This window comes from Flectobacillus longus, assembly GCF_030056705.1.
Lineage (GTDB): Bacteria > Bacteroidota > Bacteroidia > Cytophagales > Spirosomataceae > Flectobacillus > Flectobacillus longus.
The window spans coordinates 66250-86136 of the sequence record NZ_JASHIC010000012.1; the positions used below are offsets into that span (position 1 = coordinate 66250).

17 protein-coding genes are annotated in these 19887 nt (G+C 36.5%); 9 read left to right on the forward strand and 8 right to left on the reverse strand.

The features are described 5' to 3' along the window. Nucleotides 1-133: 133 nt before the first annotated feature. Nucleotides 134-583: a GNAT family N-acetyltransferase gene (locus tag QM491_RS10120; RefSeq protein WP_283327376.1), complete on the reverse strand. Its 450-nt coding sequence runs from the start codon at nucleotides 581-583 to the stop codon at nucleotides 134-136. Nucleotides 584-714: 131 nt separating this feature from the next. Between QM491_RS10120 and QM491_RS10125 the strand changes: the two genes are divergently transcribed. The 4 genes from QM491_RS10125 (at nucleotide 715) to QM491_RS10140 (ending at nucleotide 5274) form a co-directional block, all read left to right on the forward strand. After that, entirely contained in the window at nucleotides 715-2322 is a 1608-nt protein-coding gene (locus QM491_RS10125) for an ABC transporter substrate-binding protein (RefSeq protein WP_283327377.1), read from the forward strand. A 34-nt stretch (nucleotides 2323-2356) separates the two neighbouring features. Then, on the forward strand, nucleotides 2357-3649 hold the full coding sequence (hemL, locus tag QM491_RS10130; protein ID WP_283327378.1) for a glutamate-1-semialdehyde 2,1-aminomutase: 1293 nt from the start codon (nucleotides 2357-2359) through the stop codon (nucleotides 3647-3649). 126 nt (nucleotides 3650-3775) lie between these two features. Continuing rightward, complete coding sequence (locus QM491_RS10135) at nucleotides 3776-4144, forward strand: hypothetical protein (RefSeq protein ID WP_283327379.1); 369 nt, start codon at nucleotides 3776-3778, stop codon at nucleotides 4142-4144. A 119-nt stretch (nucleotides 4145-4263) separates the two neighbouring features. Then, nucleotides 4264-5274, forward strand: coding sequence for a glycosyltransferase family 2 protein (locus tag QM491_RS10140; protein WP_283327380.1), 1011 nt, complete (start codon nucleotides 4264-4266; stop codon nucleotides 5272-5274). A gap of 252 nt (nucleotides 5275-5526) precedes the next feature. Here QM491_RS10140 and rfaD read toward each other — a convergent pair whose 3' ends face one another. Beyond that, the gene (gene rfaD, locus QM491_RS10145; RefSeq protein ID WP_283327381.1) at nucleotides 5527-6492 is read right to left on the reverse strand and encodes an ADP-glyceromanno-heptose 6-epimerase; all 966 of its coding nucleotides are present in this window, start codon (nucleotides 6490-6492) and stop codon (nucleotides 5527-5529) included. 800 nt (nucleotides 6493-7292) lie between these two features. Here rfaD and QM491_RS10150 point away from each other — a divergent pair. Beyond that, nucleotides 7293-7712 (forward strand): 6-pyruvoyl trahydropterin synthase family protein, encoded by a 420-nt coding sequence (locus QM491_RS10150; RefSeq protein ID WP_283327382.1) that lies wholly within the window; start codon nucleotides 7293-7295, stop codon nucleotides 7710-7712. 76 nt (nucleotides 7713-7788) lie between these two features. After that, complete coding sequence (lpxB, locus tag QM491_RS10155) at nucleotides 7789-8895, forward strand: lipid-A-disaccharide synthase (protein WP_283327383.1); 1107 nt, start codon at nucleotides 7789-7791, stop codon at nucleotides 8893-8895. A gap of 67 nt (nucleotides 8896-8962) precedes the next feature. Here the strand turns inward: lpxB and QM491_RS10160 are convergent, their stop codons facing one another. The 4 genes from QM491_RS10160 to QM491_RS10175 all read right to left on the reverse strand — a co-directional run bounded on the left by QM491_RS10160 (nucleotide 8963) and on the right by QM491_RS10175 (nucleotide 12571). Beyond that, nucleotides 8963-9529 (reverse strand): 1-acyl-sn-glycerol-3-phosphate acyltransferase, encoded by a 567-nt coding sequence (locus QM491_RS10160; RefSeq protein WP_283327384.1) that lies wholly within the window; start codon nucleotides 9527-9529, stop codon nucleotides 8963-8965. A gap of 171 nt (nucleotides 9530-9700) precedes the next feature. Next, complete coding sequence (locus tag QM491_RS10165) at nucleotides 9701-10888, reverse strand: site-2 protease family protein (RefSeq protein ID WP_283327385.1); 1188 nt, start codon at nucleotides 10886-10888, stop codon at nucleotides 9701-9703. Further along, nucleotides 10878-11498 carry an HAD family hydrolase gene (locus tag QM491_RS10170; RefSeq protein WP_283327386.1) on the reverse strand — a complete coding sequence of 207 codons (621 nt, stop codon included), beginning with the start codon at nucleotides 11496-11498 and terminating at the stop codon, nucleotides 10878-10880. Before QM491_RS10170 ends, QM491_RS10165 begins: the two co-directional genes overlap by 11 nt. 119 nt (nucleotides 11499-11617) lie before the next feature. Beyond that, nucleotides 11618-12571: an acetyl-CoA carboxylase carboxyltransferase subunit alpha gene (locus QM491_RS10175; protein ID WP_283327387.1), complete on the reverse strand. Its 954-nt coding sequence runs from the start codon at nucleotides 12569-12571 to the stop codon at nucleotides 11618-11620. Between the two features lie 469 nt (nucleotides 12572-13040). Here QM491_RS10175 and QM491_RS10180 point away from each other — a divergent pair, with 469 nt between their 5' ends. Together QM491_RS10180 and QM491_RS10185 are read left to right on the forward strand one after the other, a co-directional pair. After that, entirely contained in the window at nucleotides 13041-14360 is a 1320-nt protein-coding gene (locus QM491_RS10180; RefSeq protein ID WP_283327388.1) for a gluconate:H+ symporter, read from the forward strand. A 490-nt stretch (nucleotides 14361-14850) separates the two neighbouring features. Next, nucleotides 14851-15675, forward strand: coding sequence for a glycine-rich domain-containing protein (locus QM491_RS10185; RefSeq protein WP_283327389.1), 825 nt, complete (start codon nucleotides 14851-14853; stop codon nucleotides 15673-15675). A 125-nt stretch (nucleotides 15676-15800) separates the two neighbouring features. Here QM491_RS10185 and QM491_RS10190 read toward each other — a convergent pair whose 3' ends face one another. Both QM491_RS10190 and QM491_RS10195 read right to left on the reverse strand, forming a co-directional pair. Next, nucleotides 15801-17231: an MBL fold metallo-hydrolase RNA specificity domain-containing protein gene (locus QM491_RS10190; RefSeq protein ID WP_166553815.1), complete on the reverse strand. Its 1431-nt coding sequence runs from the start codon at nucleotides 17229-17231 to the stop codon at nucleotides 15801-15803. A gap of 511 nt (nucleotides 17232-17742) precedes the next feature. Continuing rightward, nucleotides 17743-18408 (reverse strand): CAP domain-containing protein, encoded by a 666-nt coding sequence (locus QM491_RS10195; protein ID WP_283327390.1) that lies wholly within the window; start codon nucleotides 18406-18408, stop codon nucleotides 17743-17745. A gap of 266 nt (nucleotides 18409-18674) precedes the next feature. Here QM491_RS10195 and QM491_RS10200 point away from each other — a divergent pair, with 266 nt between their 5' ends. Further along, nucleotides 18675-19886, forward strand: a complete 1212-nt coding sequence (locus QM491_RS10200) for a PepSY-associated TM helix domain-containing protein (RefSeq protein ID WP_283327391.1) — start codon at nucleotides 18675-18677, stop codon at nucleotides 19884-19886. Nucleotide 19887 lies beyond the last annotated feature (1 nt).

Consider the following 19887-nt stretch of genomic DNA (forward strand, 5'->3'; position numbering starts at 1 on the left):
ATTTGATAATTTGAAAATTATTAACTAATATCAGAATGTCTTCATTGAGAACTAAATTGTTTCTCTATGAAGACATTCTTTTTTTCTTAAATTCTACAATTTTCAAATTTTCAAATCTTCAAATTAGAAAAATCTAATCTTTGAGCATTTCGATATGCTCGATACCATCTTCGAGATATATTTCACTAGTTTGGACAAAACCAAAGGATTCATAAAAACCTTTTAAGTACAGCTGTGCTCCTATCTTGATTGATGAACCGTAAAGTTCTTCAACCAATTCTATCGAATTTTTCATCAATTCTTTTCCTACACCAAATTTCCTCACCAAAGGCGATGTCACCACACGACCAATAGATGCCTCCTCATAAGAAAGTCCTGGAGGAACAATTCTCGTATAAGCAACAACTTTTTGTGTTTCGGTATCAAAACCCATCAAATGATGGCACTTAAAATCCTTATCATCAAGGTCTTGAAAGGCGCAATTCTGTTCTACAATAAAAACTTCGCAACGCAATTGTAGGATTTGATAGAGTTCGGTAGTGCTAAGATTTCTAAAGTGTTTATAGTACCAGTTCAAATTCATAAGAGGGTTATTAATAGTTTGTGATTTGATATTGATAACAGTAAATTTAATAATAATGTCATCAATTACCCCAACTTAATCGGCATTCGTCAAAGTTTATTATATTTGTACAATCACAAATTCCATGAATTATGAAGAAATTATTGTTAGGAATGTTACTTGTGGCATCATCCTACGGCTTCTGTCAAGCTCAAAACAATCTGTCGGAGTATGAAGCTCAATACCAAAAAGCCTTACTTTTCTATCAAAACAACGATTTTGACAAAGCTAGAATCGCCTTTAGCCAGCTAAGTAACCTTCGTTTTAATAATCCAATTGTTCCTTATTCTTATTATTTTCAAGCTTTGGCTGCCATCAAAGTTGGTAAATATGCCGAAGCAGAATCTAGTTTACAGAATCTTCAGTTGAGATACCCTAATTGGGAAAAAAACGAAGAAGTAGCTTATCTCTATGCAACTATCGCATTCGAGAATAAGGACTATGCCAAAGGTCTTCAAATTGCAAATGCAATTAGTGCTGAATCTCTCAAAAATGATTTAAAAGAATTGAAGAGAACTTTTCTTTCAGAAATCACAGATTCGAAGAAATTAACTTTATTGAGCGAACAATTTCCAGAAGAAATACTGCTAAAAGAACGTATCCAAGCCAAATCGTCTGAAATGTCTTCGACCAAAGACTTACAACAGTATCGCTTAAATAAGGGCTTTCTTAATTTTGCCTTTTTACTTCCAATAAATATCGATGAGCTATCGCCTGATCATCCAAGACGTACTAATCAATATGTTTTTGATATGTATCAAGGTGCAAAATTGGCAAAAACTCAATTACAAAAAGAAAAAATCAATATCAATCTCTTGGTGTATGATATTTCCAACGATGGCGACCAAATGCTTGAAGTATTGAACAATTCTTATTTTCAAACGACAGATTTACTGGTTGGACCTTTATATGCTGAAAGTAACAAATTGGCAAGTGCTTACTGTGAGAGCTACCAAATTCCGCTTATCAATCCTATTTCTAATAATGAAAAACTGTTAGATATCTTTGATAAGTCATTTTTAGCACAACCTTCTGTCAAAATGCAAGCTATCAAAGCTGCGGAATATGTGACAAAACAGGCATTTTTAGGACGCAATGCTGCTATTTACTATACTTCATCAAGCACAGATTCTCTGTTAGCAGAAGCATATAAACAAGTACTAGTTAAAAAGGGTTACGATATTGAAGCATTTGTGAAAGTAACCGCCAACTCAGAAGTGATTGCTAGCAAAATCCCTGATAAAAAATTAAGCCATGTTTTTTTAGCAACCTCTGATAAAAAAGCAGGCTTGGCTATGCTCACAGCTTTACAAAAAGATTTATCGACACCACTTGTAACTACTGCTGAGGCGTTTCATTCAAGTAATTTGAGTAGTACAACTGTAGCTGGAAGAGAAATCTACTGTATTGACCCTGAGTTTATCGACAACGAAAATCCAGAAGTAGATAAATTTAAAAAAGAATATTTTGCCAAATATGGAAGCATTCCTTCCTATTATTCGTTCTGTGGATATGATATGACTTTGTTTTGGGGTAGAGTTCTATCTAAATATGGTACAAACTTCAAAAAAGGTTTAGACGATTTAGATACCTATAAACAGCCTTTCTCAACGTCAGGATACGATTACACACAATCTCAGGATAACCAAGTAGTGCCTATTACTACTTTCCAAAATTATAAATTTGTATTAGCTAAATAGTGCATGGGCTACCATCGCATTAATTTTTGACAAAATGACTACTAAAAACAGCCAAGAACTTTTCGACAAAGCTAAAAACTACATCCCTGGCGGTGTAAACTCACCTGTAAGAGCTTTTAGAGCCGTTGGAGGAAACCCTCTTTTTATCAAATCGGCAAAAGGCGCTTATCTTTATGACGAAGATGGCAATGCTTTCATCGAACTAATCAACTCATGGGGACCTATGATTTTGGGTCACGCAAATGAGTTGGTTGAAAAAGCCGTTGCAGATGCTATTCAGCGAGGCTTTTCTTATGGAGCACCTACTCGTCGTGAAGTAGAAATGGCAGAATTAATTACTTCAATTGTGCCTTCTGTCGAGAAAGTACGTATGGTAAACTCTGGTACAGAAGCTACTATGTCGGCGATTCGTGTGGCACGTGGTTATACAGGTCGTGACAAAATCATCAAATTTGAGGGTTGTTATCACGGTCATGGTGATTCATTTTTGATTGCTGCGGGTTCGGGTGCGATTACTTTCGGTCATCCTGATAGTCCAGGTGTAACCAAAGGTGTTGCCAATGATACGCTAACTGCTCCTTATAACGATTTAGCTGCTGTACAAACCCTTGTTGATGCCAATAAAGGTCAAATTGCTTGTATCATTCTTGAGCCAGTAGTTGGTAATATGGGGCTCGTAAAACCAGCGGAGGGCTTCTTGGAGGGACTTCGCCAAATTTGCGATAAAGAAGGTATTGTATTGATTTTCGACGAAGTAATGACTGGCTTCCGCTTAGCAAAAGGCGGCTTTCAAGAACGTTGTGGTGTGACTCCAGATATGACTACCATGGGTAAAATCATCGGTGGTGGCATGCCAGTTGGTGCTTATGGTGGCAAAAAAGAAATCATGGATTGTGTTTCTCCTGCGGGTCCTGTGTATCAAGCAGGTACACTTTCAGGTAACCCCATTGCGATGGCAGCTGGTCAAGCCATGTTGACTTACTTGAACGAGCACCCAGAAGTATATGAGCGAATCGAAACGGTTGGTAATACCTTAACAGATGGTATTCGTGCCAATATGCAAAAACTTGGCTTGAACTATACACTCAACCATGTTGGTTCAATGTTTACTTTATTCTTTACGGATAAGCCTGTAAACAATTTTGAAGATGCTAAAACTTCAGATACCGCATTATTTGGTAAGTTTTTCAATGCTATGTTGAAAAGAGGTATCTATATGGCTCCTTCCCAATACGAAGCTATGTTTATTTCTACAGCGTTGACAGACGAACATGTAGCTCAAATCTTAGATGCGAGTTACGAAAGTTTCCAAGAAATCTTAGCATAAGTAAAAAGTGATTTGTTAATAGTATATTGGTTATTGGAATCCGCACATAATCAGAAGAATATTACCATAATTTTCCAGCAAAGGTCAGCAATGTTGCTGACCTTTTTTCAAACCTCTCCTTTCAATATGAAACCCTATCTCCTTTCCTTTTTTGTGTGTCTACTACTTTTTTCCTGTGGAAGTTCTGAAGTAGATAAACTTCGTGAAGAAAATCGTGCTTTGAAAGAGCAATTACGTACTGCTCAAAACGGTGGTGATTCGCATAAGTATATCCTCAAACTCCGTTTGAAACAATCACATATTTCATTGAGCATCAAAAAACATATTAAAGATGCCATAAATGCTGTGGATTTTGAAATCCCTGTTGATAAAGAGTTTTATGATAGTGTTGAAGAAGGACAAGAAATCATTGATAATTTCAGATTTGGCTCAATGGTATTATACGGAAGCTTTGGTGATTGGGAACTGAAAGTGAAGAAAAAATATGTAAAATGAGTAATTTTGTGGTCTGAAAAGTAAGGTTACTCAACTACTATACACTTGTTGAACTCCTGCTTTTCTTTTTTCAACACAAAAATTAAAAATAACTGTTGTTTGAGCACAGCGCTTTTTCCATGCGAAATTATTCCATTATTATTCCTGTATATAACCGTCCCGACGAATTAGATGAACTGCTAGCTTGTCTGACAAAACAAACCTACAAAATTTTTGAAGTGGTCGTAGTAGAGGACGGCTCTGCTATAAAAGCTGATAAAATTGTTGAGAAATATCAATCTCAACTAGAGATAAAATATATCCAACAACAAAACACAGGTCAAGGGTTTGCACGCAATACAGGTTTTAAGCATGCCAATGGCGATTATTTCATCATTCTAGACTCCGACGCGCTCATAGAACCTAACTATCTGGAAATCGTAGAAAAGCAACTCAATAGCAATTTTCTAGACCTATACGGTGGCCCCGACCGCGACCATCCTAATTTCACGCCTATCCAAAAAGCCATTAGCTATTCCATGACCTCACTATTTACCACAGGAGGAATACGAGGAAGCAAAAAAAATCTTGGAGGAACATTTCACCCACGAAGCTTTAATATGGGTATGTCGAAGGAAGTTTATCGCAAAACACAAGGCTTCATTATTACTCGTATGGGCGAAGATATTGAGTTTTCTATTCGTGCCATTAGTCTTGGTTTCAAGTCTGGGCTAATTCCAGAGGCATTTATTTATCATAAAAGAAGAACCAGTTTTCTGCAGTTTTATAAACAATTGAGATTTTTTGGAAAAGCAAGAATCAATATCAGTCGCTTTTTTCCTAAAGAACTCAAATTGGTGCATACTTTTCCAATGGTATTTACGCTTGCTTTGTTTAGTATTCCTTTATGGTGGTTGATTTTTAAACCATTTTTCTATCTAGCAATTGGCATTTTTACCCTATATACCTTGCTCAATTTTATTGATTCAACGCTTAAAAACAAAAGCATTCAGGTAGGACTACTCAGTATTATTGCCGTTTATGTCCAATTAGTAGGATATGGTATCGGCTTTATTACAGAAGGTTGGAAAAAACTTTTTGAAGAAAAAGGATACAAACAGTTAGGCGATAACATCGAATATCCATCCTGATTGAAGTGATGAGTTTTGAGTGTGGAGTTTTGAAAAATTTAGAGAATGAGTGAGTGGCGATTGAGTGATTATTTTTAAAATTTGTATTATGGTAGTAGAGACGCAATGATTGCGTCTTAAGCATATTGCAATATCAAAAAAGCGGTCAAAAATTGATTTTTGACCGCTTTTTAATATGTTTTCAAATGATACATTTTCAGAAGAAGCAAAGCATTGCACCTCTACAAATAAAAATAATCACTCAATTAATATCTAATAATACTTCTGATCTGCTAAATAATTCTTCACATAATCGGTTACGCCTTCTTCTAAAGTATGGAAAGGTTTTTCGTAACCAATCGACTTTAATTTTGACATATTTGCTTCGGTGAAATATTGATATTTATCACGAATATCTTCTGGAGTATCGATAAATGAGATATTTGGCTCAAGATTCAGAGCATAGAAGGTATTTTTTACCAAATCCAAGAATGTTCTTGCCTTGCCCGAACCTAAGTTGTAAATACCTGAGTTACGACGGTGGTGCATTAAGAATAAACAAACTTCTACAACATCTTTTACATACACAAAATCGCGCATTTGCTCGCCATCCTTAAATTCAGGATTATGAGAACGGAACAACTTCATAGCGCCAGTTTTCTGAATTTGGTTGAATGTATGCCAAATCACTGATGCCATGCGACCTTTGTGAAATTCGTTTGGTCCGTAAACATTAAAGAACTTCAAGCCAGCCCAGAAAAAAGGCTTTTCTTGTTGTTGTAATGCCCAAATATCGAAGTCATTTTTTGAATCGCCATAAGGGTTCAAAGGCTTCAATTGTGGAATCAAAGACTCATTGTCATCGTAGCCATGCTCGCCCAAACCATAGGTAGCAGCCGACGAAGCATACACCAATGGAATTTGGTAGTCATGACATTTTTTCCAAATCTTCTTTGAGTAATTCAAATTCAATTTATTGAAAATCTCGACATTGAACTCTGTCGTATCTGTACGAGCACCAATGTGGAAACAAAATTCAACCTCTTGATAGTTTGCATCCAACCACTCAAAAAAGTGTTCGCGGTCTACACGCTCTTGAATCTTTTTCCCTTCAAGATTTTTGTTCTTTTGCTCATCGGAAAAATCGTCAACAGCAATGATATAGTTGAAATTGTCCTCATTCAAGCGTTGAATAAGGCAACTTCCAATAAACCCAGCGGCACCTGTAACAATAATCATAAAATAGAAACTAAAATTGAGTGGTTCTGGAATATGTTATTTATGAAAAACTAATGATTCTATTCGTAAAATCGATGATAATCTACTCGGAAAAAATGTTTAAATCATTTGGATAATAAGTAATTCCGAAAGGTAGTATCTCGACTACATGGTTCTTTTATGAACCTGTCTATTTATTAAATCTATATTGTCAAAATCCAATATTGCAGATAAGGAGTAAAGTCGTTTTGTAGGAATTATTGGCACAAAAAATCTTTTACAAGTGTATGACAAAAATCATATATTGAACTTGATTAAAACAGACATAAAATCGCACTATTCCTAGAAAAAGTAAGCAAAAGTACCTAAAGCTTTGCGAAAAACCAATACACTTAACTTCGAAAAAATATAAACTTTTCAAGACTGCATTTGCGCAGTAATACCGAAGGCTATAGTAATAGGCTGATTAACAGAAATATCATATCTAAAAATAATGAAATAAATTGAACAAATTAAAGACTTTCGTAAAATGATTGTTTTCAGCTTTCTTTTTTGTGAAACTAAAAGCCATTAACTTTGTGTTCTTAATCCACAGATTGGTTTTGCTACGTTTTCCCAACTCCAATCACGGCGATTTTGCTGGTCATCACTCGTAGTTTTGTGCTTGTATAATCTAAGGTTGGCCTAAGGTTAGTTATTAGTAGTTTTTACTTAGAAAATGTAATTACTGTTTTCTATTTTCATTTTTCTCTGATAACTAACATCCCGCTAGCACACATTATCAAGATTTTACGCAAAACGAATAAATTAACTGAAAACAAATGGTTTACGTAGTTCGTAAAGAACACTTCAATGCCGCTCACAGGCTGTATAATCCTAACTGGACAGAGGAAAAGAATCGTGAGGTATTTGGTCCATGTGCAAATGTCAACTGGCACGGACATAATTTTGAGCTTATCGTTACTGTAAAAGGTATTCCAGATCCTGATACAGGCTTTGTAATTGATATGAAAGTGATGAGCCAAATTATCAAAGATGAAATCATCAAGCGTGTTGACCACAAAAACTTAAATCTCGATGTAGATTTTATGCAAGGTAAAATGGCAAGTTGCGAAATCTTTGCGATGGAAATTTGGAAAATTTTAGCTCCAAAACTCAACGCTCATATTCCTCATGGCCAATTGCATTGTATTGAGCTCATCGAAACGCCTAAAAACTCAGTGAAGTATTACGGCGAATAATTGTACTATGTGAAGCTTTGGGCTGATATTCTTGGCTCCTCAAGCAGCCTGAAGCTCTCAGCCTAAAGCCCACATCATGAAATACTATATCATAGCTGGCGAACGCTCTGGCGATTTGCATGGCTCTAATCTCATCAAAGCTATCCTTCAAAAGGATACCAACGCCCAAATTCGTGCTTGGGGCGGTGATATGATGCAGGATGCAGGCGCTACGCTTGTTAAACACTACAAGGACATTGCCTTTATGGGCTTTGCCGAGGTCATCAAAAATCTTCCTATTATTCTTGGACTTTTGTCGTTTTGCAAAAAAGACATTCAAGCTTACCAGCCTGATGTAGTCATTCTGATTGACTATGCTGGGTTTAATATGCGTGTGGCTAAATTTGTCAAGTCTATTGGTATCAAAACATTCTATTATATTTCGCCAAAAGTTTGGGCTTGGAACCAATCACGTGCGCTCAACATCAAAAAATTTGTTGACCGAATGTTTGTGATTTTTCCTTTCGAAAAAGACTTTTTCAAGAAATATGATTACGAGGTTGATTATGTAGGTAATCCATTATTTGATGCCATTGCAGACTTTCAGCCGAAACCTAATTTTAGAAAAGAAGCACGTGTAGGTCAAAAACCTATCATTGCCCTTCTTCCAGGTTCTCGCCAACAAGAAGTCGCTAAAATTTTACCATTGATGGTTGCACAAGCTTATAATTTTCCAGATTATCAGTTTGTCATTGCAGGGGTTTCCAACTTACCAAAAGAGCTTTATGCCCGTTGGCAGTCCATTTTTCCTATCAAAGTAGTGTATGATGATGCCTATAATTTGCTTTCTGTGGCTGATGCTGCTTTGGTGACATCTGGAACTGCAACTTTGGAGACTGCCTTGTTGAATGTTCCGCAGGTGGTATGCTACAAAACCAGTGGTATTTCATTTGCAATCGCCAAAATGGTTATTAAAGTACCGTATATCTCTTTGGTAAATTTGGTTGCTCAGAAAAAAATTGTTCCTGAATTAATTCAAAGCGATTTGAATAATATCACAGTTCAGGAAGAACTAAAGAAGATATTAGTTCCAGAGGGACGTCAAGCGCAACTAGAAGGATATGCTGAGGTAAGGGCTTTGTTAGGAGACAAAGGAGCTTCTGCAAAAGCTGGCAGTTTAATGGTTGATTATCTATTGAAATAGTTGGAGTTTATGCGCTTGAGTGATTGAGTCATTCTAAAAATTATTACTCAATCACTCATGCACTCAATTAGAGATTTTTCCCGTCCAAATAATTCTTAATCCACGATTTCTGGACACCTTGTATTTGACTAAAATATGTTGCTATTTCTTTGAAATCGGCTTCAACGTTGCTGGTAGGATAAAAAGGTTCTCGCACAAAAACAGTCTTTCTTGGATAATCAAATCCGACTAAAATAATTGGAATGTTAGCTCCTTTGGCGACATAATAAAATCCTGTTTTTAACTTCTCGACATCTTTCCGTGTTCCTTCTGGCGCTAATGCTACGTGTAAAGTCTCATTGTTATTAAAAACTTGGACTACTGCATCAACCAAATTGTTATTTTTAGACCTATCTACAGGCATTCCTCCCAAAGTCCTGAACAGCCAGCCAAATGGAGGCTTAAATAATTCTGCTTTGCCGAGATATACAATTTTTTTACCAATTACAGCCCTTGCTCCTAGCCCAACAGGAAAATCTACCCAACTTGCATGAGGCACTACCGCTACGATACTTTTCTTTAGCGTCACTGGAATGTGTCCTTCAACTTTCCAACCAGCCAGCCTGAATAGCATTATAAATATTTTATTTAGCATAATTTTAAGTGAATTAATATTTCAAGTGAAAATAAGTAAAAAACTATAACAGAAATAATTTCACTGTAAAAATTGCATAGGTCAGGAATATTGGAAGTAAAAAGGCACAAAGTATTTGTCTAAATCAGATTCAAACAAACACTTTGTGCCTTTGTGCCATTTCCTCTATGCTTACTTACTAATATCAATCAACATAAAAGGATGGGGTGTAAAGCAAATGATAAATATTCCTAAAGAAATCCACCCTAAAACTTTACGCTTAGTATCTAGTGGCGAATCCTCCTCTACATCTGGATGATAGATGCCTAAAAATCTTCCTAGTAAAAAAGCAAATGGGAAAAAACCAGAGAACCCTTGAAAATCCTTTACCACTGGCGTTGCACTCATGACAAATTGAACAACCACCATACTCAAGCTAATAACCCAAGGAGTTAGAGGGTTGGTAGATATTCGGGAGAGACAAGTTTTTAAGAAAAAGATATAAATACCCAACCACAAGAAGAAATCTAAATCAGAAGTATAGGCGCTTCCTTCAAATCCAATCGACTGAATGTCCTCAATGGTGTACATTCCTATACCCGCATAAAACAAAAATCCAACGAAGATTATCGGTGCTATGGTGTTAAACTTCTTTTTGCCAATAAGACCGTACAAAATATGTCCACCGTCTAATTGTCCAATTGGGAATAAATTTAGCGCAGTAAAAAACAAAGATAGATAACCAGCCCAAAGCAGTGGATAATGCAATAACTCAAAATTAGGTGGTAATAAAGCAGAATCGGCTACATAGTTTTTGAAAAAAAGCATCAGCAGATTGTCTCCTAATGTCATTTGTCCGTTAAGCAAATTTGCATTTTTTGACATCTCATGGGCATAGTTCGCTCCATATTTAACATATTCTGGATGAATTTTGTAGATATAATCCAAAGATGGTAAATGTGTGAAACCATACCAAAGGACTCCAAAACCTACCACAAAGCCAGCCAAAGGGCCTGCAATACCAATATCAAAGTACTGTTTGCGTGTTCTAGTTCTATCAAGAATGCGAATAACAGCACCTAATGTTCCAATACTCATGGCTAAAGCACTTAGCCACATCGGTATGTAATACGGGAGTGTAGTACGGATTTTGTAATACCTTGCCATAAAGAAATGACCAAATTCATGACAGGTGAGAATCGCTAAAAAAGGAATCGAGAACTCAAATCCCTGCCAAAAATCCTGAGGAAATTTAAGAATATCCTTTTCTGGTAAAAAGAAAAAAAAGCGTCCTGTCATTGCCTCCGCTCCTGCCAATGTTGTGGTTATTACTGTTACCACAAACAGCACCAACTGAATCGCTATGGTTTTATTCTTCATCTGCAAACATATCTAAAATCGTAAATTCATTCGGAATAATTTGTTTTACTTGGATACCCACTTTAGCGGCTCCTTCCAAATTTGGTAACATATCGTCTAAGAATAAGGTTTCGGCTGGATCGAGACCTGCCTCCGCCAGAACGGCTTCATAAATATCAGTATGAGGTTTGGCTTTGCCCATTTCGTACGAAAGAAACAGCTTAGTAAATAAATCCTCAAGGCGTTTTTCACCAGTACAACGCTCCAAAATTTTATTTACTTCGATAATGTGAATATTACTCGTATTGGATAAAACATAGGTATTATACTTTTGTCCTAAACGCTTAATCAAAGCAATTCTGTTTGGATCAATATCCAACAACAAAGCATTGAAAGCTTTATCGATCTCTTCATCAGAGGCTGAAATGTTCAACTCTTGTCTAAGTAAATCTCTAAATTCAGCGTCAGAATAATGCCCTCGTTCGTAGTTAGCCCAAATCTGCTTTTCTTTCAATAATCTTTCGCCATCTTCCCAAGAAAAGTCCTTTGAAAGCTTTGCTAATTCTTTGTATGTTTCGTTCAGGTTAATGTCGATAACAACGTTTCCTAAATCAAAAATGATGTTTTTCATATAATAAATAAAAGGTTGATTCGAAGTTTTGTAGACAAAAAAATAAGAGGTAAACGCTGTAATATCATCGTTTTACCTCTTATTTGTATGCTTATCTTATTTGCATTGTTGCTTACTGATTATTCTGTTACTACCCCCATCGAAGAGAACTTCTCAATTCTTTGGTCGATTCTTTCTTCTGGTGTTAGTTGAGAAAGCTCTTTGTAGGTTTCAAGAATTACGTTTTTCACGGTTTGTGTAGCCTGCTCAAAATCTAAATGAGCACCGCCAAGAGGTTCAGGAATAATACCATCTACCAACTTGTTGCCTTTCATATCTTCGGCAGTCAATTTCAATGCTTCGGCCGCTTGCTCTTTGAAATTCCATGTTCTCCAAAGGATTGTTGAACAGTTTTCTGGAGAAATTACAGAATACCAAGCATTTTCTAACATCAATACTCTGTCACCAATCGCAATACCCAAAGCACCACCAGATGCACCTTCACCGATGATGATACAAATAACAGGTACTTTCAACATAAACATATCACGGATGTTGCGAGCAATAGCCTCACCTTGTCCGCGCTCTTCTGCTTCAAGCCCTGGGAATGCCCCTGGCGTATCGATCAAAGTAACGATTGGCTTATTGAATTTCTCAGCCATTTTCATCAAACGCAACGCCTTGCGATAACCTTCAGGGTTTGGCATACCAAAGTTACGAAGCTGGCGTTGTTTGGTGTTACGACCTTTTTGCTGACCAATGATCATAAAGGTTTCCTCACCAATTCTACCAAAACCACCAACCATGGCTTTGTCATCTGCTACTGTACGGTCTCCGAACAACTCGATGAATTCATCACACATGTGCTCGATATAATCGAGAGTATAAGGGCGCTCAGGATGACGAGACAGCTGAACTCTTTGCCAGCGAGTCAAGTTTGAGAAAGTTTCTTTTTTGAGTTCTTCAATGCTAGCTTCCAATTGAGCCGCAGCTGTCGATACATCTACATTATTATCAATCGCCAATTTTTTCATTTCTGCCAATTTGGCTTCTAATTCGGCTATCGGTTTTTCAAAATCCAAGAGAGTTCGCATTTTGTTGTTGAATTTATCGCATACCCAAGTTTTGCTTGAGCATAGATTAAGTAATAACAATCCTTACGTTAGGAAGATTTTTAGCCCTCAAAGTTAGTCAAAAAGACCTTTCGCAACACGAAATAATCATATTTTTCAAGTAGCTAATCTAACTCAAACTATATTAACACCTCATAATGAAGTACTTATCTAGTATTTCACAAAATGTATTTTACTGATTTGTTTTTATTTTTTTGATAAATCGTTTGGGCAATTTAGGATAATTTCATGAAACAACCATTTTTTTCTCTAGTTTTTATACAATTCTCAAATAATGTGAAGAAGTGCTTTTTCTCAAAAATTAACATTTTTGGACAATTGGGGCTATTCGTCTAAGACTCTATTAAAAAAGTTCTATTTTTTAGAGAAAATACGCTACTTATGTTATTTTTGGCCTACTATCCCAGTAAATACATAAAACCCTTCAAACATGTCTATTTTAATCCTAGTATTAAGTATTTTATTACTTCTAATCCTCATTACTTTTGGAAAACTCAATGCGTTTCTTTCTTTAATTTTCTCAGCGATTTTGGTGGGTATTGCCAAACAAATGCCTTTGGCTGATATTCTAGCCTCTATCCAAAAAGGAATTGGAAGTACGCTAGGCTCACTGATTCTAATTCTTGGCTTAGGAGTCATGCTGGGTAGTTTACTTTCAGAAAGTGGGGCTGCTCAACAAATTAGTCAAGTACTTATTCAATATTTTGGAGCAAAAAGAGTCAAACTAGCGGTATTACTCACAGGTTTTGTGGTGGGTATTGCCATGTTTTATAATGCAGGATTCGTGATTTTGATGCCGATGGTATTCTCCGTAGCACTCAACACGGGACAACCAATGATATATGTGGGTATTGCTATGGCGTCGGCCTTATCAGTCACGCATGGTTTTTTACCTCCACATCCAGGACCAACCACTATTGCCGTATTATTTAAGGCCGATATTGGAAAAACCTTGATTTATGGACTTACAGTAGCAATTCCAACCTTAATCATGGCAGGTTTGATTTTTCCAGAATTTATTAAAAACATTTCCTCTAATCCTCCAAAGGGTTTGTTCGAAACCAAGCAGTTTAAAGATGAGGAAATGCCAAGTTTTGGCTTAAGTATCTTGACTGCGTTGATTCCTGTAGTGTTAATGGGAATGGCTACAGCAAGTGAGTTGAGCATGGATACAAACTCAGCTTTACATCATTATTTGAAATTTTTGGGAGATCCAAGTATTTCTATGTTGATTGCTGTAACTTTTGCATTAATATTTTTAGGGATTCGTCGTGGAAAAACGATGGAATATTTGATGGAAAAAACAGGAGGAGCTATTAGTTCGGCATCAATGATTATCATGATTATTGCTGCGGGTGGTGCCTTCAAACAAGTACTCACCGATAGTGGCATCGGAAGAGATATTGCTGCAGCCTTCCAAGGTTCAACGCTTTCGCCCTTGGTTCTGGGATGGCTTATTGCTACCATTATCCGAATAGCTTTAGGTTCGGCAACTATCGCAGGTTTAACAGCAGCAGGTATTATTCAGCCGTTGATGGCTACCACACAAGTAAGCCCTGAGTTGATGGTTCTGTCGATTGGCGCAGGAAGCTTGATGTGCTCGCATGTTAACGATACAGGATTTTGGATGTTCAAAGAATACTTTGGATTGAGCATTAAGGATACCTTCAAAACTTGGTCGGTAATGGAAACGATTGTTGGGATTATGGGTTTGATAGGTGTATTAGTTCTTAATTCTTTTGTAGTATAAAGCTTAACCTTTATTAATCAGACATAAGTCATTCTGAATTTTAAGGATTGGGTTATATTAAACATGAGTCATCCCGAATTTAGTGATTTAGCGAGTGAGTGATTATGTAAAAATTTGTATTCTAGCAGTAGAGACGCAATGATTGCGTCTTAAGCTGAGTAAAATCATGAATAGTAGCATCAAAAAAGCGGTTGAAAAATATTTTTCGACCGCTTTTTTGATAAAAACTTGGAGAATAATCCCAATACTAAAAATTTGGGATGACTCATGTTTTGATGCTATATTTTAAAATAACACTGCTTAAGACGCAATCATTGCGTCTCTACCGCTAGAATACAAATTTTCACCTAATCACACATCCGCTCAAGCACTAAATCGCTAAATGAGGAATGATTTATGCTTATTTCCCCTATACAAAAATTAAGTGAAATATTTGGAAATACCGAATATAGTCTATATATTTTATATAGAAATAAAACCTCTATTGTTTATGATTCCTCAACAAAACCTTGATTTATGGAAACGTATCCAACAATTTGAAATGGATATTCCAAATGTAGCTTTTCCCTTTTCAAAAAAGCTTGCACGGGAAAATGGTTGGACGCATGGCTATGCATTAAAAGTCATTGAAGAGTACAAAAAATTTATCTTTCTCTGTTGTATTAGTCCCACTCCTATTACCCCATCTGATGAAGTTGACCAAACTTGGCATTTACACCTGACCTACACGCAATCTTATTGGATAGATTTTTGTCAAAACATCCTACACAAACAAATACACCACAACCCTACAGAAGGTGGCAATCAAGAAGCCCACAAATTCGATAACTACTACAGTAAAAGTTTACAATTTTATCAAGAAATATTCGATATTGCTCCTCCACAAGATATTTGGCGACCACATCAAGAGCGATTTGGAAAACAACAATTCCAACGATTAGATACCAATAACTACTGGTTGATTCAAAAAAATACCTTCTTCAAGTCGATTAAACCTGTCCTTATTTCATTCTTCATAATTGGTTGTTTGTTCTTATTTGTTCGTGCATCAGGTTCTGGTATCTTTTGGGCAATTTCTGGTATCATAGGAATACTAGTAGCTATTGTTTTAGCCTCACAACAAGGCTCAAACACAAATCATGATGAAAGAGCGAAAGTAGACTCAGGATGTGGAGCTACATTTTTTACAGATGGTGGCGACGCTGGACATGCAGGTGATGGTGGACATGGTGGTGACAGTGGTGGGCACGGGTGCAGTGGCTGTGGTAGCGGATGTAGTGGTTGTAGTGGTGGATGTAGCGGTTGTGGCAGTTAATGCACCGCTAATAATTCAGCATGATTTTACTACAAAAAAGGCGATCGAAAAACCTATTTCGACCGCCTTATATAATTTTATATGTGTTATTATACTGATTCGACAACTCAAATCAAAAATTGATTTTATAGCTCGTAAGATTGTCCTTTTTCAGGCATTTCTACATTTGAATAACCTTTTTCTTCCAAAATTCCTTTAAAGGTCACCATACTTTCTTCTTCGCCGTGCACAAGGAAAACCTTTTTCACACGCTCTGGTTTATGCTTTCCAACAAACTTTAATAAATCATTCTGGTCGCCATGTCCACTAAACACATCGATTTTTTCGACAGTTGCCAAAACAGGCAATTCAACGTCTTTGATACGAAGTGTTTTTTGTCCGTGCATCAATTTCCATCCTAAAGTACCTTCAGAAGCAAAACCAACTAATAAAATGGTACAGTACACATTATTGATATTGGCAGCAATATGTTGTTCGACACGTCCCCCCGACACCATACCAGATGCCGAAATGATAATACAAGGCTCAGTATAATTCGAAATAGCTCTACTAGCTTTCTCAGATTGAATATACTGTAGGTTTTCGAAGTCAAACAAACCGTCGTTTTCTTCATAAAACTCTTGAGCAGCCTTATTCAACTGACGAACATTCTTCTGATAAATCTTTGTACTCGCATACGCCAAAGGCGAATCACTAAATACTTTGATAGGCTTGAAACCTCGTTCGGTATAAAGCTTATTGAGCGTGTAAAGCAAAGCTTGTGTACGTCCTACAGAAAATGCTGGGATAATCAAACGTCCTGGCAAATCGATACAAGCTCGTTGAATCACTTTAGCCAAAGCATCTTCTGGGCTGATTTTATCCTCGTGCAAACGCGCACCATAGGTTGTTTCACAAACCACATAATCAGTCTCAGGCAACTCGCTTGACGGGTCTAACAGAAGAGGGTAATTATCTCTACCGATATCTCCAGAAAAACAAATACTTTTCTTTACGCCGTTATCTAATGTCTCTAATATAATGTGAGCTGCTCCTAATAAATGTCCTGCAGGGACAAAGGTAATCCACACACCATCTTTGACTTTAAAGCGTCGGTTAAACTGAATCGTAACAAAATTACTCATCGTATCCTCGACATCTTTCTGTAGGTAAAGATCACCCTTTACCATCAAGCGGTCCATTTTTTTCTTCTTCTTCTTACTATCTCCTTCAGCTTGCTTTAGTTTTTTGTAGTTCAAACTCGCCGCATCGTACAAAAGAATCTCCGCTAATTCGGCCGTAGGAGGCGTACATAGCACTTGTCCTTCATAACCTTCACGGTATAACATGGGAATGTTTCCTGAATGGTCGATATGTGCATGAGTTAACAGAACCAAATTGACCTGAGCAGCTTCGAAGGGGAAGAACGGTTGATAACCAGTAACGGGTTGCGTAAAATCCAATTCACGCTCCATGTCCGTACCACAATCAATCAGAATCTTGTAATCGTCTTCGAGTTCAAGCAGGTACATACTACCTGTTACTTGTCTCGAAGCACCCCAAAATGTTAATTTCATTGGTCTATATTTCTGTCTTCGTATATCAAATCAATTTTGAGATATAACAAAATGACTTTTTTCCTTATTGGGCAAATATTTCTTTATCTCCTGCACAAATACATTTTAATTTTGCCAAAAGTCATTTTTATCTCGCACCAGTGGTTTACTTATTTTGATACAATTCTCTATAAATAACCCAAAAAGTTACGAATCAATAATTGCAATAAACAGAGGATGAGATAGATGGACTTATCAAACATTTGGTTCTTCGAATCCAACCACTAAATACCTCTCGATTTTTCTGTCAGCAAATGCCAACAATGAAGAACCTTTTATTCGTAATTTATGGGAAAGCGGGCTTTGCCAATATGCAGAGAAACTGTATTTTTATTGGTGCTATCTGACAAAGATACCTAAAAACAGGCATTTTTTGGTCACTTTTTCAAAAGATAGCACAACTTCCTGCAACTTAAGTCTATTTTTGGATAACACAAGAAATACCCGCATAGTTTGACACTACTTAAAGTTTTTATTCGGGTAAGGGTTCTGAAGCAAAATCTTGGGTGAGTCTAGCAAAAGGACCTTCTTCGGTCGAGTAGGGACGTTTACAGATTTGCACAGCACATCCAATAAGGCGCATTTCGGGGTGTAAAATATTACGTCTGTGCGGTTTTGACTCCATCCACAAACGAAGTGCTTCTTCAGCAAATGTCCCATAAGACATCATTTTGTAAGGTCGATGTGTACGACAATCCATATATCGATATTCGCCATTGGACATCCTTTCGGGGCAAAAATCATTTGGAGTATCTATCAAATCAATTTCAGCAATATTTTCGGCTAATTCAAAGTAGCGCCTGTCAAATTGTTCTACTCGGTCATCCAAATTTCGAAGACTTTTATTGTAAGGATTTTGATGGTCGTAAAAATCTTTATTAATCATTGCCTCCGAATGATTTCGGGCAGCACGATAAAGCCCCTCTCCTAGTTTGAATGGAGGTAAACCATATTTTTTCCGCATCAAATTAGTCTGATGAAAAATCGCTGCATCCAATAATTCATAATCTGGCGAAACAGGATTGATAGGCATTTGTAATTGGGGCAACTTACTGAAAGCCTCGGCAGATAGTTGGTAATATTGCGTTGGTTCCGTAAATAAAAAGTGAGTTAGGAAAAATGTGAGAAGGCTTATCATAATTCCGAATTAGTCGAGATAGTTAAAATAATTAGATATTTAATCTATTGTTTAACGCTATATTTTGTTAAAACTTATCATCCAGTCCAATTCTCCCCAATTTAGCTCATTATCAATAGAGCATTATTCATTGCAGAACTTAACTTCAAAGAATATTATTTATAATAATTCTAAATAATTATTGCTTTTTAAAAATTAGCACCTTTACTTTGTGCTATTATTTTAATGAGTCTAAATAAATACAATGCTTTTGAACTAAATCTATCATGTCTTTCAAAAAAACTATTGGGAAACTTCATCTTTGGCTTGGTCTAAGCACTGGTCTTATTGTGTTTATTGTAAGCATTACTGGAGCCATGTATGTATTTAAAGAGGAAATACAAGGCATCATTCGGAAGGAGTATATATATCACCATGAGCCAAACATTGCCCAAAAGCATACGCTCCAACTCCGTAAAATAGAAGCGCTTGTCAATCAGCAAACGCATGAAAGGTATCCTTTACATTGGGTCGAAATTCCACTGAATAAAGCACAGAGTTATAAGTTTGTCTATCATGAATCCAATAAGAATGGTTGGAATTACTTTGACAGATTAGTGATATATAAAACTGCATACGTCAACCCATTTACGGGAAAAGTACTGGCGGTCTTTGACGAGAAAAATGGATTTTTCAATATCGTAAAATTCATTCACTGGAGCTTATTATTGAGAAATGATTGGGGCAAATACATCATCGGTATTCCAGTATTAATCTTTATTATTTCCTTGATTTCGGGGATTATTTTGTGGTGGCCCAAAAACAAATCAGCCGCTAAACAGCGTTTTTGGTTTTCTTGGAAAAATGTTAAAAACTGGCGTCGCAAAAATTATGACTTGCACAATGTACTAGGATTTTATTCTTCCTTTTTTGCCTTAATTATCGCGATAACGGGTATTTTCTATTCATTCTTTTCAGTAAAAGCCTTAATCTATTTTACATTTTCGGGAGGACAAACCAAGTATCCTGATTTTTCAAATTACAAAACTTCGGCACCGATTGAGCAGAGAAGTGCTCAAACTATCGATAGAATTTCACAACAAGTTGAACAACGCTTTCCTCATGCTTATGGCTATCGTATTGATTTGGGGCAAGCCCATTTAGACGACCATAAACATGAAAATCTATCGGTTTTTGTGAAAGAATTATCCTACTCCTACCATAAAAATCATAATCTTATTTTCGACGAAAATTCTGGTAAACTCCTACATGTGCACAAACATCAAGACAAAAATCTAGGAGAAAAAGCCATTGCTGCCAATTACGATGTCCATGTAGGGTCAATTTTTGGAATATGGTCTAAAATATTGGCCTTTGTGGTAAGTCTGATTTGTGCGAGTCTACCCGTAAGCGGATTCCTCATTTGGTGGGGTCGTCGAAAGAAGAAAAATGTAACATCAAGCAAAAAACAAATTTTGACAGAAACTGTCACTCACTAAT

Coding starts and splice junctions, on each gene's coding strand:
- QM491_RS10120 (WP_283327376.1), bottom strand. CDS start 583: ATGAATTTGAACTGGTACTATAAACACTTTAGAAATCTTAGCACTACC.
- QM491_RS10125 (WP_283327377.1), top strand. CDS start 715: ATGAAGAAATTATTGTTAGGAATGTTACTTGTGGCATCATCCTACGGC.
- hemL (WP_283327378.1), top strand. CDS start 2,357: ATGACTACTAAAAACAGCCAAGAACTTTTCGACAAAGCTAAAAACTAC.
- QM491_RS10135 (WP_283327379.1), top strand. CDS start 3,776: ATGAAACCCTATCTCCTTTCCTTTTTTGTGTGTCTACTACTTTTTTCC.
- QM491_RS10140 (WP_283327380.1), top strand. CDS start 4,264: ATGCGAAATTATTCCATTATTATTCCTGTATATAACCGTCCCGACGAA.
- rfaD (WP_283327381.1), bottom strand. CDS start 6,492: ATGATTATTGTTACAGGTGCCGCTGGGTTTATTGGAAGTTGCCTTATT.
- QM491_RS10150 (WP_283327382.1), top strand. CDS start 7,293: ATGGTTTACGTAGTTCGTAAAGAACACTTCAATGCCGCTCACAGGCTG.
- lpxB (WP_283327383.1), top strand. CDS start 7,789: ATGAAATACTATATCATAGCTGGCGAACGCTCTGGCGATTTGCATGGC.
- QM491_RS10160 (WP_283327384.1), bottom strand. CDS start 9,529: ATGCTAAATAAAATATTTATAATGCTATTCAGGCTGGCTGGTTGGAAA.
- QM491_RS10165 (WP_283327385.1), bottom strand. CDS start 10,888: ATGAAGAATAAAACCATAGCGATTCAGTTGGTGCTGTTTGTGGTAACA.
- QM491_RS10170 (WP_283327386.1), bottom strand. CDS start 11,498: ATGAAAAACATCATTTTTGATTTAGGAAACGTTGTTATCGACATTAAC.
- QM491_RS10175 (WP_283327387.1), bottom strand. CDS start 12,571: ATGCGAACTCTCTTGGATTTTGAAAAACCGATAGCCGAATTAGAAGCC.
- QM491_RS10180 (WP_283327388.1), top strand. CDS start 13,041: ATGTCTATTTTAATCCTAGTATTAAGTATTTTATTACTTCTAATCCTC.
- QM491_RS10185 (WP_283327389.1), top strand. CDS start 14,851: ATGATTCCTCAACAAAACCTTGATTTATGGAAACGTATCCAACAATTT.
- QM491_RS10190 (WP_166553815.1), bottom strand. CDS start 17,231: ATGAAATTAACATTTTGGGGTGCTTCGAGACAAGTAACAGGTAGTATG.
- QM491_RS10195 (WP_283327390.1), bottom strand. CDS start 18,408: ATGATAAGCCTTCTCACATTTTTCCTAACTCACTTTTTATTTACGGAA.
- QM491_RS10200 (WP_283327391.1), top strand. CDS start 18,675: ATGTCTTTCAAAAAAACTATTGGGAAACTTCATCTTTGGCTTGGTCTA.